Below are 18,794 nucleotides of genomic sequence, written 5' to 3' on the forward strand. Positions count from 1 at the left end.
AGATTTGAAGTATGCTACAATAAAGCTGAATTGTAAGATGATTTTAGAAATGTTTGTAAAGATAGTACACGGCTTGTAGATTGAATTAATTTTTCAAAAGAAAAAGGAGATGAGACGGATCGAAGGACAGATTCGTAAAGCCCTGAGTGGTTTTTATTATGTTGCTAGTGAAGGAGAAATTTACCAAACTCGCGCACGGGGAAACTTTCGTAAAAGAAAATTGACACCCTTAGTTGGGGATGAGGTTGTTTTTAGTAGCGAAGAAAATAGTGAAGGCTATATTCTTGAATTGCTACCAAGAAAAAATGATTTGGTTCGTCCACCAGTCGCTAACGTTGACCAAGGTGTGATTGTGACTAGCCTAGTGGAGCCCAATTTTTCTTACAATCTATTGGATCGTTTCCTAGTAACTTTGGAAAATAAGTATATTCATCCGATCATCTATTTGTCTAAGACGGATTTAGTCGCTGATGAAATGTTGGTTGATGAAATCCGTTCAGTTTATGAGCCGCTCGGTTATCCTGTAATTGATGGTGAACAAGATAAGCAAAAATTAACAAATTTATTTACAGATAAATTAACCGTTTTTATGGGACAATCAGGAGCTGGAAAGTCAACATTGTTGAATATTGTTTCGCCGGACTTGAATTTAGAGACAGGGGAAATATCTGATTCATTAGGTCGCGGACGCCATACTACTCGCCACGTCGAGCTGTTAGAGTTATTTGGTGGTTTGGTAGCCGATACTCCCGGATTCAGTTCGATTGATTTTTTAGAAATTACAGCTGATGAACTTCCAAAACAATTTCCAGAATTTCGTGAAGCTGCGCCGAATTGCCGTTTCCGTGAGTGTCGACACGTGAAGGAACCTGGCTGTGAAGTAAAGCATCGTTTAGAAGAAGGAACGATTGCACGGAGTCGTTACGATGATTATTTGCAGTTTCTACAAGAAATCGAAAAACGTCGACCTATCTACAAAAAAAATAAGTAGTTTTTAAAGGAAAATAAATACATTAAAAAGAAAAAGGATGTCAGTCCAACTTTTCGCAGTACGTTTTGTATAAAGGGGACCTTAAAAATATTAGTACGTTTCAATGTTGTAGGGCGCTAGTTGGATGATATACGGCTTGAAAATCAGACTTATTTTTTCTGAAAGGGAAAATAAATACATTAAAAAAGAAAAAGGAGTAAACGACTATGAAAATTGCCCCATCGATTTTAAGTGCGGATTTTGCACGCTTAGGTGAAGAAGTGAAAATGGTAGAAGATGCAGGTGTTGACTACATCCACATCGATGTGATGGATGGAAACTTTGTCCCAAATATTTCTTTTGGTCAAGTTGTGGTGAACGCATTGCGTCCAGTTACCAAATTACCGTTAGACGTCCATTTGATGATCGCTAATCCAGAAAATTATATCAATGATTTTGCAAAAGCCGGAGCGGATATTATTATGGCTCATGTAGAAGCTACACCGCATATTCATCGCGTGGTTCAAATGATCAAGGCTGCAGGTGTAAAACCAGGTGTTGTATTGAATCCAGGAACACCGGTAGAATCAATCAAGTACATTTTAAATGATGTAGATCAAATTCTAGTGATGACGGTCAATCCTGGTTTTGGTGGACAATCATTCATTGAGAGTCAAGTTGAAAAAATTGCAGAATTAGACCGGCTGCGCAAAGAGCATGGTTACCGTTATGAAATAGAGGTTGATGGTGGAATTCAGCCAGAATCAGCAAGAAAATGTGCAGAAGCTGGAGCAGATGTTTTTGTGGCAGGTTCATACATCTATGACGCGGAAAATCCAGAAGAAAAAATCAATGCACTGCGGACGGCTATCGAATAATGAAAACTTTACTTGTGGCAGGCGGTGATCCTAATCACTGGCCTGCTATTTCAAATGATTTTGATAAAATCATCGGAATTGATCGAGGGAATCTATACCTTTTGCGTCGAGGAATTATTCCTGATTTAGCGATTGGCGATTTCGATTCGTTAAATGATGCTGAAAAAAAGGAAGTGTTTAGCCAAGTTGCTGAAGTGCAAACCTCACCTGCTGAAAAGGATGATACAGATACACAATTGGCGTTAGTTCGTACCTTTGAACGATATCCTAAAGCGGATGTAACTTTAATTGGTGCGACAGGCGGACGTTTGGATCACTTATTAGCGAATTTGTGGTTAGGATTAGAACCACGGTTTGAACCTTTTTTGTCTCAGATCACCATAGCAGATAAAGGAAATACGGTAAATTACATTTCTTCAGGAAACCATGTTATTGAGAAAATTCCGTCTATGAAATATCTAGCTTTCTGTTGCTTGACTCCTGTAAGTAAATTGACTTTAAAGAATGTAAAATATGAACTTGACGTCGTTGATTTTCTACAGCCAACTAGCTTAGCTAGCAATGAGTTTTTAACAGGAAATGCTGAGGTAAGTTTTTCAACTGGTCTGATTGCTGTGATACAAAGTAAAGATATTTAATCGAGGAGTATTGAATCGTTTTTTGGGAACGAGTTCACTGCTTCTTTTTTGTTTATGTAGAGATACTAAAATTCTCTAAAATCAATCGCCCAAGCTTTTTAATCCCTTCATTTAGTGTTAAAATTTGTTCTATATTATAGCGTTCAGAGGTGCCTACGTGAGAAAGTTTAATCCGAATAAGAATATTATTATCATACTAATTGTTGTTATTATTATTGTAGCAACTGTATCGATTACTGCAGCAAATCGTGCGAAGGATAGTGATACAAATGTTGTTCAATCGACCATTAATGATACTATCAGCGTGGTTGATAAAGTTATTACTGCACCAGGACGTTGGCTTGGCAGCGGTGTAGCAGCTGTTTCCAATTTAATTAATACGTATGACGAAAATCAAAAACTAAAGAATGAAATTGATCAATACGATGAGGTGAAACAGCAGACAAAGAACCAAGCTCAAGAAATCGAACGTTTAAAAAATGAACTTGAGTTGAATCAAACGTTGACCAGTTATGAAAAAGTTACAGCTAATGTTATCACCCGTTCTCCTGATACTTGGCAAGATATGCTGATTGTTGATAAAGGCAGCAGTGACGGAGTTGAAGGGAATATGGCGGTTATGTCCAAAAAAGGTTTAATTGGTCGAGTAATGGAAGTGAATGCTCATTCCTCCAAAATTCAACTATTAACCTCTGATAATAAAAGCAGTAATCATTTTCCGGTAAGAATAAGTTCAGATAAAGGGAATTCATTTGGTGTTTTAAGTAAGTATGATGTAAAGGCGCAACAATTAATTGCGTCAGAAATTACAGGTGATCAAGATATTAAAGAAGGAGACGTCGTTCAGACTTCTGGGTTAGGTGGGAACTCACCAGCTGATTTAGCCATCGGTACGGTCGTTAAAGTGAAGCCAGACAGCTATGGGTTAAATCGTGAAGTTTACATCAAACCCTATGCACAAATGTATGATATTTCAGTCGTAACGATTATTCAAAGAATGGCGGGAGCGACAGAATGATTAGCAGAACAACTCTAAAATATATTACCCCGTTCTTATTATTTTTCTTATTTTTAATAGATGCCCATGTCACACGAATTATCGCAGCTTGGACAGACAATATCTATGTTGCAAACGCACATTTAGCGCTGTTGGTCCTTTTGATTGTCTCGCGTGTTGTTAACGAGCGTTTTTTATTAGGAACTTCTTTAGTCTTGGGGACATTGTATGATCTGTATTATATTGGCGTTATTGGAATCTATGCTGTGATTTTCCCATTACTAGTCATGGTATTTTATTTTTTCAAAAAAACCATTCAGCAAAATATTTTAACGCTCTTTTTTACTGTTGTAATCAGTGTAACGCTCTTTGAATTAATCAGTTTATTATTGCAATCTGTTTTCGGACTAACAGGGGTCAGCAGCGATTTTTTTGTTCCGCGATATTTAGGCCCAACGTTGCTTTTTAATATTCTAACATTTGTAATTTTAATCTTTCCATTAGAAAAAATGTTGATTGGGCCACCCGAAGAAGAGCTTGGTATATAAGGGATAATCCGATTATTTTAATAAACAAAAAAAACAGAAGGAATTTTCTTCTGTTTTTTTGTAGACAAAATTTGTAACTAAAAAATAGTGAATTGAAATGTTTTTGTAACAAAGCTATTATCTGCATGACATACAGCTGTGGTAAACTCATGAATGTGTTAGAAAAAAGTCTAATAAAAATCAAAACTTTAAAATTAAACTTAAAAAATAGTCGGAGGACATAAGAGTGAAAAAAAGTTTGTTATCAGCATTAATGGTATGTTCAGTAACATTAAGCGCATTAGCAGCTCCAGCCGCAGCTTCTGCCGATGAATTTGATAGTAAAATTGCAGATCAGGATGCGAAAATTTCAAGTTTACAAAACCAACAAACCGATGCGCAGTCACAAATTAGTGCATTAGAAGGTGAAGTTGCTTCAATTAACGATAAGGCTCAAGGCCTATTAAACGAACAAGAATCTCTAAGACAAAAATCTCAAGAATTACAAAAGCAAATCGAAACGTTAGATAAACGTATTGAAAAACGCTCCGAGGCAATCAAAGAGCAAGCGCGTGATACACAAGTTAAACAATCTTCAGGTACAAATGTTATTGATGTAGTATTGAATGCTGAATCATTCACTGATGCTGTTAGCCGTGTTCAAGCAATGACAACGATCGTTAAAGCAAATAACGATTTAGTTGAACAACAAAAAGCGGACAAAGCAGAAGTTGAACAAAAACAAGCTGAAAATAAAAAGCAACAAGAGCAAATTGCTGCTAACCAAGCGACTTTAGAAAGTCAAAAAGGTGATTTGATCGCTAAGCAAGCTGATTTAAATGTTCAAACAACAACATTAGCTGCTGAACAAGCAACAGCTGAGAGCGACAAAGCAAGTTTGAAAGAAAAACAAGAAGCGGCTATCAAAGAACAACAACGTGTTCAAGAAGAAGCTCGTAAAGCTGCGGAAGCACAAGAAGCTGCTAAGAAAGCAGAAGCTGAAGCACAAGAAAAAGCAGATGCAGATGCTAAAGCGGAAGCTGATCGTAAAGCGCAAGAAGAAGCTGCGGCTAGCACGACTACAACTGAAAGTTCTAGTTCTACTGTAGAATCTTCTTCAACTGAGCAAACTCAATCAAGCACAGTGGATTCTTCAGCGACAGAATCTTCAAATGAAGATAATTTCCAAGGCGGCGGAGCAACACCAACAACGCCTTCTGAGTCTGATACAGGAAATACAAATTCAAATAATCAAGGCTCGACTTCATCAACAACAAATAACCAAACGCCATCAACACCTGCACCGACGCCTACACCAACTCCAGCACCATCTGGAAATGGCTCAGGCGTAGTTGCGGAAGCTATGAAATATATTGGTACGCCATATGTGTGGGGTGGAAAAACACCTGCAGGATTCGACTGCTCTGGCTTTACTTCATACGTGTTCCGTCAAGCTACTGGACGCGAAATCGGTGGCTGGACAGTACCTCAAGAATCAGCTGGAACTCGTATCTCAGTTGGCGAAGCACAAGCGGGAGATTTATACTTCTGGGGTAGCCCTGGTGGAACGTATCATGTTGCCATTGCAATGGGCGGTGGACAATACATCCACGCACCACAACCAGGTGAAACAGTTACAGTAAGTTCTGTAAGTTACTATGCGCCAAGCTTTGCGGTTCGTATGTAAGCTAATTTAATTAATCGTGACCGGTACGAATTTCGTACCGGTTTTTTTAATGGAGGAAATGCAATGCAAAAACAATTGAAAAATGGAAATTTTTATTTAGGTATTGCTGTTTTGATGATGCTGGTTCTATTTATTAGTTCTTCAATGACCTATCAACAGCAAAGTCAAGTTGGACTAATTCAAAGAGTATTAGTGAACGAACCGCTAAAAGGCTTTTTTAGCAAGATTTCTTTTGACTATGCAGGTAGTGAGGTAAGTATTTCAGCAAAGGGTTATGTTAAGTTTGTTGAATTTTTTATTCGTAAAGGTGCACACTTTATGACTTATTTTATTTTAGGTGGCAGCTTATATTTAGGATTATCCCCGAAATTAAAGCAAAAATCATCAGTCTTAGGTCTGTATTTCGCATGGATGGCTGCAACTGGTTATGCCGCAACAGATGAATTTCATCAAATGCTGAATGGTGGACGAACACCATTATTTCAGGATGTTATGTTAGATTCTTTTGGGGCACTGACTGCTTGTCTAATTATTATTGTTTATCAGACGATTCGTAAAAAGCGCTAATAGTGTTTATTCTTGACGGAAAGTAGTTTCAGGTAGACAATAATAGAGACCAAAAATATGGGAGGAATGTACCATGTCAGGACATAGTAAATGTCCTGCGTAGGTACTTGACAACGTATAAAATAATTGATACATAGCGATTTGTATGCTTTTTTTTAGTCTACTTAAAAAATAAAAAGTCTACAAACTGCTCAAAATATAACCCCGAAGTAGACTTTTTTGTAGACTAAAATTTAGTATGATACTAATTTGATGGTATACAGAAAGGTGTTGATTCTATTCTTAAATAACGAAGTAGTGTTATTTAAGTGGGTAGAATTTATTACCCAATTTTTTCTAATTTGGTAGACTAAAAAGTAGACTTTCATTTTTTGTTATTTGTTATTTGGTCAAATTGGTGTTATTAATAAATTTGTAGGATGTCAAGTATGATATAGTCGTTATTTAAAATTTGATTTTTTGCAAAAAAAGTGGTAATAGTAACATAGTTGGTACTTATTCTTGAAATTTTCAGAAAAGACTTGATGAAGTATTAGAACAGAGTTATCCTTCAATCGTTAAAAGAAAACGATTACAAAATATTGGAGGGTAATTTAAATGTCAACTACATCGAAGATTAAAGAAGAACTTATCAGATTACTGAACGAGGAAGAAAACAAGGCAGGACTAACTTTTTCAGAGGTCTGGGATAAGCTAGAGCAAACAGATTTTAAAGAGGAACTATATAATGACAAAAAAGAAAAACGTATTGGTTGCTTGGTAGGTTTAAGCACAAGAATTAGAAAGGGAAAAATTCAAGGATTAAAGATACTCAAAAATTCGAGTAATGAATTAGTATTTGTATCTTCTTCAAATGAAATTGATTATCTTATGAAATTGACTGAAAAGTTTGTAAAGGATACAACTAATATACAAGTGAAGACAGATAATTATTCAAAAGAAAAAATTGAAGTGATTGAAGGGTACAATAGTTTACTTGAGCAACTAAAACAGTATGTTAAAAAGCTTGAGAAGGTTTCGAGTGATGTTGAAATAGATAAGATACTTGAAAATAAAAAGCAAGAGAAAGAAAATGTTAAACCAAAGAAAATAATTGGAACAAGTAAAAAAGAAATTTCAAAAATTGAAGTAAAGGAAAAAGCATTTAAGAAGAGTAAAGGGAAAGATACTAATAGCGCCAAAAAGTAGACAAGGAGGAGCCTAATAGGCTTCTTTTTTATTTGAGTGTACTGGTAGGCTGTATAAGAGGATATAAAATTTTAAGGGTAAAATGTGTATTTAAAATTTTAAAGTGGCTTATAAGGTTCGACAAGTACCTTAGAGTTAACAAAAAGTAGTTTATCTCAAAATTTATCCTCTTATTCAAATATGATATACTGTTACCATTGGTGCAAGGGGTTGAATGGATTTGGTTGCAAAATTGATAAACGATGAGTATTTTGATTTTGATGGATTGGTGAAAAATTTAGATAATGAAAGAATTGGAAAAACTTACAGATTAAAATTCTGCAGGTTTTTACATGATATCTGTGAATTATATACACTTGAAAAAAACGAATTGCTGGAGAATACGATTTCTTTTTATGTTAAAGACAAAAATGGGAATAAATTAGTAAAGACTATCAAGTATCTAACAAAAGATAGGTACGGTAATATAGTAAAAAAGACAAGAAAAGAATTTGTCGTTAGTTGGAAATTCAAGAGTGCTAGCAAAATTGATAATTACTATAATGTTCTGAAATATCGTTCTTATTATTATCTGTTATTCAATTTCATCTATTTTGATTATTCTCTTGATGATGTTCTAAAATTCAGAAAATTACTTGAAGAAAGATTGAACGAAGAAAAATATTTTGAACCTTTTGAAGGGGATGAATATCTTGGTTAGGAAACTATGTATGCTGGGATTGCTGATATACGTGGATATATAATGGCAAAGGAAGAATACCAATACTTTTTATCAAACAAGCGAGTATCTGTGAAAAAATACTTAAAGGCAGATTTAATAGAAAAACAGTGTAGGATTTTGAAAAAGGATGTACAAGAAAGAGGGTTTCAATATCTAACTTATTACAGAAATGTAAACCCTTTTATTACTAATGGAAAAAGCAAAAAGAAGATATCGAATTCAACAAGATTGAGAAATGCTCGAAGGAATACTACAGATATATATGAATTTCAAAAAGAGAAAAGTGAAGAGACTGATAAGTATTTAATTAAGGTTATGGAAAATTATTATACTTTGAAAAACAGAAATTCAAAAATGATTATCAATGAATTCTTGAAAATGAACAACAATATTTCAAGAAGAACTTTCTTTAATTACAAGAAAATTTATGATGAAAGATATAAAGGGAGAAGTAAATTTGAAAAGGCTCGTGAAGAATATCTAAGTGAAATAGAAAAAGACCCAAATTTTAAAATTACTGCGGAATTTGTTGGTAAGTATAAAATATCCCAGAAGCAATTTAAACAATATTTAGATGATAATAGTGCAGAGGCTTGAATGAGTTATGCGAAATAACCTAATTCATAAAAACCTCTGTATTTTTATCATTCGAAATTATTTTATAGAAATTTTACAAAGAGCATTACTGGAAATCCAATTGACTTTATTACTTTAAATTATTACCAATAAAAGTTGTCTCCATCAACTCCCTTTTTCCGAGTCGATTAGTTGTTGGAAATACTAACTCGAATTAAATAACTACCAAATTTTGATAGATGATAATAAAGAGCAACATCATTACGATTAAGATGTTATGCTTACTTTAAGAAAAAAATAAAATTAAGCCCAAAAGTATATATACCATCATAGGACATATTGAAACATACTAATGATTGAAACATAGAATACATGATATCAACATTAGGAGGTTTCAATATGAGTAAGAAGAAATTAGAAAAGAAAATTATTAAGATAGGATATTGCAGAGTGTCGACGGATGATAGACAAGAGATGTCTTTAGAAAATCAGATTCAAATGATGGAGCAACAAAATTGTGGTTACATCTATTCGGAGCATGGAAGTGGAAGAAATGATAATCGAGTAGAATTTAGGAAGATGCTTAAGCATATCAAAGAATTGGCAAAAGATGAAAATAATGAGGTTTACCTTATTGTTTTTAAAAATGATAGGTTATCAAGAAAGTTTAGAACCCTTGTGAATACCGTTGAGGATTTAATGGAATTGGGTGTAAATTATATCAGCTTGGTAGACCATATAGATACTTCAACTATCGGTGGGAAAATGTTCTTTCAAATACTAAGTAGCTTCAATGAATACGAAGTAAACAATACTCGGGAACGTGTAAAAATTGGACTAGACAAGGCAAGGGAGAAAGGAAAAGTATTAGGAAGACCAAGTATTACAAAATCTCAATTTAATAAGTTAATAAGACTATACCAATTGAATAACCTTACTGTGGAAGAAATTTCAAGGAGATGCGGCATTAAAACGTCAACGGCATACAAATACCTAAAAGAAGCAAACATCCAAAGAAGAAGGTAAATAGGGTTTTATGATAATTAGTATCATGGTAAAATAATACTTGTAATCTGAATGTGAACCAAATGTCTGTTTTTTAGTTGATTTATAGAGTAGTTAGATAAAAAAATATAGGCAGTACATAAAGCTTGTGAAGGTTGGGTTTCCAATTTTCATGAGCTTCTTTTTTATGCTCTTTTTACTATTTCTATAAATCAACTGATAAATAGAGATAAGTAGTGTTTCACAAAAGATAACAAGTAAAGAATTATTAAATGAGGTTAGGAAGGAAGAGTGTAATGGCATTTAATATTAAAGGTTTTGCAGAAGAGGTAAATGCAAGTAGGTTAGCTTTAGAGGAGGGGAAATTGGTTTTCTTATTAAAAGATGGCAGTAGGGAAGAACATAATCTAAGTAGTGAAATTATTGGAATTGATGGGTTCTTTGGAAAGACTTTAGAGTGGAAATCTGATGGGAAGAAGCAAAGTAAAGATATCTACTATATTAAAAGTGCAAATGGTATTCAAAAATCAAAATTTGAGTAATTTTTAGGAGGTTGTTAAAAAGTGAAATACGGTTTTAGTAGATTAATATTGCAGTTGGCGTGGTATGGAACATTTGCTTGCCAGGCGATAATGGTAATTTTATGGATTAGTTCATTTTTTTCACAAGATTCCTCATTTTTTTTCAAGATGAACCTATTTACGGGTGTTCTAATTTTCCTATTAAACTTTTTTGTTCTTCGAAGAGGCTGGGAAATAATTGATGGGACTAATAGTGTAAATGTTCTATATATTGCTACTGGTGTGTTAATGATTTTAAATGTTTTTTGTCTGCCGGTTGGTGTGGTTTATGTCGGAATACCAATGTTTATGCGAATAAAAGAACATATTGAATTGAGAGGATAAAAAGTACTACAGAACATTAGGTAAAAGATGATCATCTTTTACCTACAGCCGCATAGATTATTTTGATTAACTAAAAAAGGAGTGTCAAACAGTGAAGAAAACTAAAATACTAATGGGTTTATCACTATTTCTAGGTTTAAGTATTAGTGTAGCATTCGGAGATGAGGCAGATGCTGCAAGGAGTATGCATCGATTATATAACCCAAATAGTGGTGAACATTTTTATACTGCAGATACAAATGAAAAAAATGTATTAGTTAATAAACATCGGTGGAAATACGAAGGTGTGGCATGGACAGCACCAGATGTTGGGAATAATGTTTATCGTGTATACAATCCAAATTCTGGAGAACATCATTATACAATGGGATTAAATGAAAAAAACTTTTTAGTAAAATTAGGTTGGCGATATGAAGGAGTAGGTTGGAAGAGTGATACTTACAAAGGACAAGCATTGTATCGTTTATATAACCCAAATGCAGGAGCAGGTGCCCATCATTACACGAAGGATATGAATGAACGAAAACATTTGTTAAAGGTCGGTTGGAAGAATGAGAATATTGGTTGGTATGGGATGAATCCAAATCAACAAATGAATATTACAATAATCCACAAAGGAAATGATGGAAAAGTATTAAATAAATCTGTAGTAAAAGTAAAACGTGATACTAATTACACTGCAAAAGGAAAAAGTTTTAATGGTTATTCTATTAAAGGTAGTAGCTCCCAAAAAGTAAAGGCAGATGGAAATAAAACAATTACTTTTAATTACATCAAAAACGCAGTAAAACCACCATCAGCACAAAAATTTACTATTAAAACAATTCATTTAGGAAGTGATGGAAAAACATTAAAATCATATTCAACAGTAATAGAAAAAGGAAAAAGTTATACTGCTAAGGCAGAAAGTTTTAGTGGATACACTTTAAAAGGAAATAACAGTAAAACAATTACTGTAAATGGAAATACAAATATTGTATTCAATTACACAAAAAATACTGTAGCACCAACTAAATTTAAAGTTTCTGTGCAATATAAAGAGAAGAATGGCAAGTTATTAACCGCGACAATTGATACAGCAACAGTAGAAAAAGGGAAGCAATATATTGCAACTGCAAGAACTTTTGATGGATATGTTGTAGAAGGAAGCAAAACACAAACAATAACAGTAAACCAAGATACGTTAATTACATTTAATTACTTAAAAAATGTACCTACAGTGAATAAAACAGAATTACAAAATTTGTATAATTCAGTAAAAGGAAAAGTAAAAGGGAATTATACAGATACGAGTTGGAAAACTTTCCAAAACTCTTTAAACATTGCAAAAAATATTTTAGATAATACTAATGCAACACAAACACAAGTAGATAATGCAAAGAATGCTTTGCAAATAGCTGTAAATGGATTAAAAGAAAATCCAATAACTATTCAGAAATTTAATGTGACAGTAGTTCATAAAGATACTAATGGAACAACATTACAAACAGAAAATACTGTTCAAATAGAAAAAGGTAAAACGTTTACAGCAAAAGCAAAAGTATTTAATGGATATACCTTACAAGGACAAAATTCACAAACAATCACAGTAAATGGAAATGCAACAATAACATTTACTTATAAAAAAGATGTAGTAGAAGATTTATTAGCAATTGAAAATCAATTAAACAATCAAGCATTAGTAAATATCAATAATCATCGGAGTTCGAATGGTAAAGCAAAATTAACCTTTAATAGTGCTTTACAAAAAGCAGCAACAGTACGTTCAAGAGAATTACCAATCAGATGGGACCATAAACGCCCAAATGGTAGTGATAGTTCAACAGCGGCAGAAGAGGCTGGATACGATAAACTAAATTGGAATGAAAATATTTATAAAGGTAATGGAATGTCTTTAAATTGGATTAAAACCAATGGTGCACAATTAATAGTAAATGCTTGGATTAACTCTCCTGAGCATAATGGAACTTTACTAAGTGGATATAACATTGATGGTGCTGTAGGAGTTTATATTAAAGATGATGGAGGTGGTCGTTATAGCCTATACGCCTCATTTATGCCGGGGGAAAAAAGATTAGGTACAAGAAAAACTCAAAATGAAAATATTGAACAATCAGAAGCTACACAAGAGGAAAGTAATAGTGCAAAAGAAATAAGTTCTACAGAAGCAAGTTCTATTGAACAACTTGAAGAAACAACATCAAGTATTGAAAAGTAAATTACCATTTTCTATATAAAGCCCTAGGAGCGATTCTGGGGCTTTATAAACGTTTGGGTGTAATTATCCCAAAAATATTTTTAGAGGGCACACAAGTAATCTGGTAGCTCTGAAAATTACAAATATTACCTTTTTAATAACTTGATAGAAGAAATTCCAAATCATGGAAACAAAAATGAATTGACATCAAATTTTAATAATTGAATATCTCCAAAAAAATTTTTTCAGTTATGAGAACATTGATTAAAATGTCAATACCGAGTATTTTTAGATAAAAAAATTTGAAAAGATGATAAGAAAAAGAGGAAATAAAATTGACATGATGCTATACTTAATTTAAGAATGAAAGATAAAAGAATAACAAAAAATAAAAATAATAATTGAAGGGAAACTTTATACATATATAGATAGTTAGATGATTGATACATAGAACATGATATAGATATATGATGAATAAGATACAGAGTAGATTCCTGATAATTGATATTAGGAGTCTATTTTTTTATATAGATGAAAATATCCTAATAATAGAATACATGAAGTATGTTGGAATTTGAGTAAACCAATAACATGGGGCAATTGCAGAAAATAAAAACGTTACGAAGACTAAAAAAAAGAATCCGATAGGATTCTATAAAAGAAATTGATTTAGGAAATACTCTTTCTGAATTTGTAATTTTGCCAAAACATATAAATTGAAAAAAATATCAAACTGAAGATTAGTAATTTCCAACTGTGGAATCGGAAGGAAAAGAATAATATAGCTAAGAAAACTGTTAAAAAAAATATCACTGCGTAGCCTGCTTCTCTTTTAATCATTTCACACCTCATGGTATAGATTTAGTTATTTAAATTCTATGCGAAATAAACAAAATATACAACATATTTCAGTTGAATAATATAGTTACTACACTAGTGGACGGAATAACATAGATTCAGAATCCGTGAATTTAATAAGTATTTAATAAATGTAGAAGGGTGTTCCACAAATGGATGAAGAGCAAGCTTTAAATTGATAACAATAACAAGGAGAGGATGATATGAATAAGAAAGAAAAAGAATTAATGAAAAGGTTATCACAAATGATGAAGGAAAATGGATATATCTTAGAAGATGCAAAAAGCCAATTGGATTTTAACATCTATACTGTAATGCTTTTTGACAAAATTTTAGAAAAGGACTATACCATACCTTTCGAGAAATTTTAAGGAGGCTACATAATGGTGAAATTAAATAACAAGGATGAGAATAATATCAAATACATAATAGAAAAATATGAACATGATATCGAAGTTTACATATACCTAACTAATTTATTAAAAATAATTTTAAAGGAAAATAAGGACAAATAGTTTAATCAAATACGGACATAATGTTAGTTCAAAAACGGAATATTTTAGAGCAACCTTATGTCCTAATTTTTTGATAAAAGTGTCAATACTTGTGAACCGAAAAATAAAAATTTTAGAGGTAATTAGATAAATTTTCTTGATGATTTAGATATTGAACAAGCAAATGTCATCATCAAATTAATTCAACAGGTGATATTTTAGAAGAACATCAAAATATAAAAATGAACCTTTTGTCCTATTTTAAATTAAAAAAGTGTCAAGGATTGTGAAGTAGGAATTAGGACATAAGGTTGAAGGAGGAACGAATGGAAGAAAAACAAAATTATGTTCCAAAGATTTTATTCAGTAGAATTGATGGGAATGAATTAAAAAAAGTATATAAGACTTTAACTAAGAATAAAAAAATTAGTGATGGGTTAAATACTTCAATACAGCAAGTCGGAAGACCCTCAAAAATTACAGAAGAAGCTGTAAAACGAGCATATCTATTATGGAAGCAAAAGAAAATTACTCAAAAAGAAATTGCGAAGAATTGGAATGTTAGTGAAAGGACTGTTAGAAGAAGATTTAAAAGGTTGGATAACTAAATATTAATATAAATTCAAATGTCGTGCCATTATTCCTACAAAAAGTCTACTTTTAGAGGTATAATTTCATTGATGGGGTGAGTTTGATGCTGAAGACAAGTCAAAAGGTAAAAGGTGAAGTTCTTAAAGTTGATGGTCGGAAATTTTCAGGGAGGCAAGGTATTGTCAAAACTGGAAAATATGAATATGCTTTCAATTATATTATAAGGGATGAAAATAAAAAGGATGTTATCTATTCAAAAAGTTCTTTCAAACATGTTGAAGGAACTGCAAAACTATTAAAAAAATACGATGCTTTTGTGAAAAAAGCAGAAGATAGTTATAGAAAACATCTTACTGTTAAGGAAAATAAACTTGAGGAACTGAAGTTAAAGGAAACTAAAAAAACTCAATTCAATCAATACATCAAAAGTGAAGAATTTTTGACAGAATACAAAAAGAACTATACTAATAGTAGCTACAATAACAATTTAGCAAATTTATATCGACTGCAAAAGAAGAATAAGACAATATTTCAACAACAATTTTATGATATTAGTACAGCAGATATAACAAAGATGCTGAACAAGATAGATAAGGATAATACAGTAGCAACAACAAGGAAATATTACTATTCGTTAAACAAAGCGTTTAAAATAGCTCTAAGGATGAACAATATTCCTTTATCAAATAATCCGTGTTTAGGATATGAATTTGATAGAGATAAAGCAATTGCGGAACAAGAGCGTGAAGCTAAGAAAGATAAACGAAATGTCTTAGATGTGAATGAAGAGAAATATGTGATAAGTAATTTGGAAAAATTAGATAAAATTTACGAGGTTGGATTTAGATTTGTTCTACTAACTGGTGTTAGAAATGGTGAATTTTTAGGATTAGAGTGGGATGCTATTGATTTTGAAAATAAAACAATAAGTATTCACCAAGTATTAACAGAAGCTGAGGGTAATAGGCAAAATACTGTAATCAATAAATACACAAAGAACAAAGGTAAGAGGATTATTCCTCTGTATAAGGAACTTGAAGAAATATTAATCGATTGGAAAAAATATCAAGATGATGTTTATAGTAAGTTTGATGTGAAGCATGAAGAATTAGAGTATGATTTAGTATTTGCTAAACAAGATGGTCAAAGTTATAATTTATCTCGATTTTCTTCGGAGTGGTTAAAATTTAGAAAAGATATTAAACTAGGAAAAGAGACAACATTTCATAATTTACGAGGTACTTATATTAGTAGATGCTTAAATAATAAAGGAATTCCGGCAACAGTAGTACAAGCGCTTTCAGGACACAAGACATTAGATATAACAACTATATATTATAATGAGGTATCTGTAGTGGATATTAAAGCATTAGTTTCTGAATATTTTATATAATTAGTGTTATATTAAATATATAAGTTGTTGACAACCATTAAAAAAGGTGTTAAAAAGTAGACTATTTAAAAGCGTGAAAAGTACTGATATATAGCGGTTTCTTTTGATTTTTAGAACCTAAAAGTAGACTATTATTTTTGGAAGCAAGTGTAAAACTAATTAATAACGTTGATATATAAGGGTTTAAGAGAGGATGAAAAATGAATGTCAGGACATAGTAAATGGCATAATATTCAAGGGCGTAAAAATGCTCAAGATGCGAAAAGAGGAAAAATCTTTCAAAAAATGTCGCGGGAAATCTATATGGCTGCTAAAGCTGGAGGACCTGACCCAAGTACAAATCCCGCACTTCGCTTGGTGATAGACAAGGCGAAATCTGCTAACATGCCTAATGACAATGTTGACCGTGCGATCAAAAAAGCGACATCAGCAGGCGAAGGTGAACATTATGATGAGATTACGTATGAAGGTTATGGGCCCGGTGGTGTCGCAATATTAGTTCATGCTTTAACCGATAATCGTAATCGAACAGCAACGAATGTACGTGTAGCTTTTACTCGAAATGGCGGGAATTTAGGAGAAACTGGTTCAGTGAACTATATGTTTGATCGCAAGGGATATATTGCTATTGAGCGTGAGGGCTTATCTGTGGATGAGGATACAATGCTTGAAGATGTGCTAGAGGCTGGAGCAGAAGATCTAGAGGTTTCGTCAGAAGTCTTTGAGATATATACTGCAGCGGAAGACTTTGCCAGTGTGCGAGACCAATTAGAAGAGGATGGTTTTACTTTGGCACAGGCAGAATTGACGATGATCCCTCAAACCACAGTTGCATTAAATGAAGAGCAACAAGAAAAGTTAGATCGTTTAGTTGAGAAGTTGGAAGATGATGACGATGTTTCAGAAGTGTTCACTTCAGCAGGATAATTATAAACTCAGCGAATCATCTAGCTTTGATTATTAGAGCTAATATTACAATTGAGCCGAATAAAAAAACCAGCGAAATTCTCGCTGGTTTTTCGTTTCTAAAATACTAATACTGGTGTACCGACTTCCACCATGTCGAAGAGTCTAGACATTACATCAGGTGGGGTGTTCACGCAACCATGGGAGCCGCGAGTTTTCCAAAGTTCCCCGCCATATTCAGGCTGCCAATCTGAATCGTGAAGGCCGACCCCGGTCCAATCAATCGGCATCCAGTATTTTACTGGACTTGCATAATCTGTTCCGTCATCATTTTTTCCCTTTAAGGTTTTGTTGGTCTCTTTTGACCAAACATAATTGACACCCGGAGGCGTTGGAGAACTTGGTTTTCCGCTGACAATATCTGTCTCTAAAGCAACTTTGCCATCTTTGTAATACCACATATGTTGATTTTGCAAATCTACTTCAATATACGTTTTATCTATTAGAGGTTTGTCAGCTGTTGTTGCACCAGTAACGATTGGTGAGCGAGTAAAATCTTTACCTTCTAAGATTTGTTTCGTTAAAGCTTCAACTTCTGCTGAAGTGTTGATAGTCCAGCTGTAAGTACCTGCCGGAACAGAAACCTTTCCGCGGCGAGTACTATTGAATTCGGTTGGTTTTGAACTGGTATTATATTTTTCACCTAAACTAGTAACATAGGCGGTAACTTTTTCTTGGTCTAGTGACATTGTACCATTGTCATCAATTAACCAGCTGTTGATATCTGCTGTAGGGATTTGGAAATTTTCTCCATTGATGTTGTAGTTCGCTTTGATTTTTGCTACAGCATTCATTTTGTCCATCGTTTTTTTCAACTCAGGATCATCTTTAGTGATAGTAGGTTTAGTTAGATAATTATCGAAATCAATATCCTGTTTCCCGTTTTTTGCTGCCTCTTTGAAAGCGTCAACGGCAGCGTCAATATCGATTGTATTTCCTTGTTTTTCTGGGGTTATCTCAAAACCCTCATTTGTCCGAGTAACCTTTGCATTTTCTGTAGCTGTTCGAGTTGTGTTTGTTTGAGTTAGTTCTGCTCGGACTGCTTCACCGACGGCATTCAATTTTGTTTCGTCCAAGGTATTGCCGTCAACATCCTTTTTCTCAGCTGCGGAGACTAATTGCATGCCCCAGCTAAAAGGATTTTGTTTTTTCTGCAACGTTTTTAAACCGGGCAGATAATCATTTTGCCAGCCTAAATCTTTGCGATTGATTTCTTTCCAATTTTCGTTGTCAATCTTAATTAGGAAAGGTGAGTCCGATAGCTCACGGGTAATCTTTCGATTGGCTTCACTTACCGTAAGATTATTGATTTTTACTCCATTAACTACTGTATTTGGGAGAAACCTTTGAGCATAATATGTACTGCGAATAGTGTATCCGCCAACCAAAACTACCAATAAACCTAAAACAACAATTACACCGATCCGTGTTCGGCTACGAGAATTTCTTTTTTCATTTCTTGTCATCGAAATAACTCCTCATGGCTTTTTTGTATTTGGTCTTCATTAATCATCAAAGCAATTTTATCTATATAATAGCTACTAATTTTAAATGATATACCGAGTATAAATATACCACAGAATAGCCGAAATACGAGTGATTTGTCTTGAAACGTTAGCAAATATTAAAAAAACCG

At 33.1% G+C, this 18,794-nt stretch carries 20 protein-coding genes; 19 read left to right on the forward strand and 1 reads right to left on the reverse strand.

Features of this window, described 5'->3' with window-relative positions; translation table 11 throughout:
• Window positions 1-109: 109 nt before the first annotated feature.
• The 19 genes from rsgA (at window position 110) to IGI52_RS15985 (ending at window position 17,119) form a co-directional block, all read left to right on the forward strand.
• A complete protein-coding gene (rsgA, locus tag IGI52_RS15895; RefSeq protein WP_016181574.1) occupies window positions 110-991 on the forward strand; it encodes a ribosome small subunit-dependent GTPase A in 882 nt (293 codons plus the stop codon).
• Between the two features lie 206 nt (window positions 992-1,197).
• Window positions 1,198-1,848, forward strand: a complete 651-nt coding sequence (gene rpe / locus IGI52_RS15900) for a ribulose-phosphate 3-epimerase (RefSeq protein WP_016181573.1) — start codon at window positions 1,198-1,200, stop codon at window positions 1,846-1,848.
• Window positions 1,848-2,486, forward strand: a complete 639-nt coding sequence (locus IGI52_RS15905) for a thiamine diphosphokinase (protein ID WP_016181572.1) — start codon at window positions 1,848-1,850, stop codon at window positions 2,484-2,486. The genes rpe and IGI52_RS15905 overlap by 1 nt, the downstream gene beginning before the upstream one ends.
• A gap of 157 nt (window positions 2,487-2,643) precedes the next feature.
• A complete protein-coding gene (gene mreC / locus IGI52_RS15910; RefSeq protein ID WP_016181571.1) occupies window positions 2,644-3,504 on the forward strand; it encodes a rod shape-determining protein MreC in 861 nt (286 codons plus the stop codon).
• Window positions 3,501-4,031: a rod shape-determining protein MreD gene (gene mreD / locus IGI52_RS15915; RefSeq protein WP_438781714.1), complete on the forward strand. Its 531-nt coding sequence runs from the start codon at window positions 3,501-3,503 to the stop codon at window positions 4,029-4,031. The genes mreC and mreD overlap by 4 nt, the downstream gene beginning before the upstream one ends.
• A 226-nt stretch (window positions 4,032-4,257) precedes the next feature.
• Window positions 4,258-5,697 carry a C40 family peptidase gene (locus IGI52_RS15920; protein WP_438781715.1) on the forward strand — a complete coding sequence of 480 codons (1,440 nt, stop codon included), beginning with the start codon at window positions 4,258-4,260 and terminating at the stop codon, window positions 5,695-5,697.
• A gap of 63 nt (window positions 5,698-5,760) precedes the next feature.
• Window positions 5,761-6,264: a VanZ family protein gene (locus tag IGI52_RS15925; RefSeq protein ID WP_016181568.1), complete on the forward strand. Its 504-nt coding sequence runs from the start codon at window positions 5,761-5,763 to the stop codon at window positions 6,262-6,264.
• Window positions 6,265-6,861: 597 nt separating this feature from the next.
• A complete protein-coding gene (locus tag IGI52_RS15930) occupies window positions 6,862-7,452 on the forward strand; it encodes a hypothetical protein (RefSeq protein ID WP_438781716.1) in 591 nt (196 codons plus the stop codon).
• 214 nt (window positions 7,453-7,666) lie between these two features.
• Window positions 7,667-8,152, forward strand: coding sequence for a hypothetical protein (locus IGI52_RS15935; protein WP_438781717.1), 486 nt, complete (start codon window positions 7,667-7,669; stop codon window positions 8,150-8,152).
• Window positions 8,153-8,194: 42 nt separating this feature from the next.
• Window positions 8,195-8,770, forward strand: coding sequence for a hypothetical protein (locus IGI52_RS15940; protein ID WP_438781719.1), 576 nt, complete (start codon window positions 8,195-8,197; stop codon window positions 8,768-8,770).
• Window positions 8,771-9,148: 378 nt separating this feature from the next.
• Window positions 9,149-9,775, forward strand: coding sequence for a recombinase family protein (locus tag IGI52_RS15945; RefSeq protein WP_438781720.1), 627 nt, complete (start codon window positions 9,149-9,151; stop codon window positions 9,773-9,775).
• Window positions 9,776-10,050: 275 nt separating this feature from the next.
• The gene (locus IGI52_RS15950; RefSeq protein WP_438781721.1) at window positions 10,051-10,296 is read left to right on the forward strand and encodes a hypothetical protein; all 246 of its coding nucleotides are present in this window, start codon (window positions 10,051-10,053) and stop codon (window positions 10,294-10,296) included.
• A 21-nt stretch (window positions 10,297-10,317) separates the two neighbouring features.
• On the forward strand, window positions 10,318-10,659 hold the full coding sequence (locus tag IGI52_RS15955; protein WP_438781722.1) for a hypothetical protein: 342 nt from the start codon (window positions 10,318-10,320) through the stop codon (window positions 10,657-10,659).
• 91 nt (window positions 10,660-10,750) lie between these two features.
• Window positions 10,751-12,877: a MucBP domain-containing protein gene (locus IGI52_RS15960; RefSeq protein ID WP_438781723.1), complete on the forward strand. Its 2,127-nt coding sequence runs from the start codon at window positions 10,751-10,753 to the stop codon at window positions 12,875-12,877.
• Window positions 12,878-13,917: 1,040 nt separating this feature from the next.
• A complete protein-coding gene (locus IGI52_RS15965; protein WP_438781724.1) occupies window positions 13,918-14,085 on the forward strand; it encodes a hypothetical protein in 168 nt (55 codons plus the stop codon).
• A 12-nt stretch (window positions 14,086-14,097) separates the two neighbouring features.
• Window positions 14,098-14,229: a hypothetical protein gene (locus IGI52_RS15970; RefSeq protein WP_438781726.1), complete on the forward strand. Its 132-nt coding sequence runs from the start codon at window positions 14,098-14,100 to the stop codon at window positions 14,227-14,229.
• A 305-nt stretch (window positions 14,230-14,534) separates the two neighbouring features.
• A complete protein-coding gene (locus IGI52_RS15975; RefSeq protein ID WP_438781727.1) occupies window positions 14,535-14,816 on the forward strand; it encodes a helix-turn-helix domain-containing protein in 282 nt (93 codons plus the stop codon).
• 86 nt (window positions 14,817-14,902) lie between these two features.
• Entirely contained in the window at window positions 14,903-16,192 is a 1,290-nt protein-coding gene (locus IGI52_RS15980) for a tyrosine-type recombinase/integrase (RefSeq protein ID WP_438781728.1), read from the forward strand.
• 204 nt (window positions 16,193-16,396) lie between these two features.
• The gene (locus IGI52_RS15985) at window positions 16,397-17,119 is read left to right on the forward strand and encodes a YebC/PmpR family DNA-binding transcriptional regulator (RefSeq protein WP_127978364.1); all 723 of its coding nucleotides are present in this window, start codon (window positions 16,397-16,399) and stop codon (window positions 17,117-17,119) included.
• 98 nt (window positions 17,120-17,217) lie between these two features.
• On the opposite strand, the gene IGI52_RS15990 is transcribed toward IGI52_RS15985, so the two are convergent.
• A complete protein-coding gene (locus tag IGI52_RS15990; RefSeq protein ID WP_438781729.1) occupies window positions 17,218-18,624 on the reverse strand; it encodes a L,D-transpeptidase family protein in 1,407 nt (468 codons plus the stop codon).
• Between the last annotated feature and the right edge of the window lie 170 nt (window positions 18,625-18,794).

The sequence above is a fragment of the Enterococcus sp. DIV0187 genome (assembly GCF_051713785.1).
Classification (GTDB): domain Bacteria; phylum Bacillota; class Bacilli; order Lactobacillales; family Enterococcaceae; genus Enterococcus_A; species Enterococcus_A avium.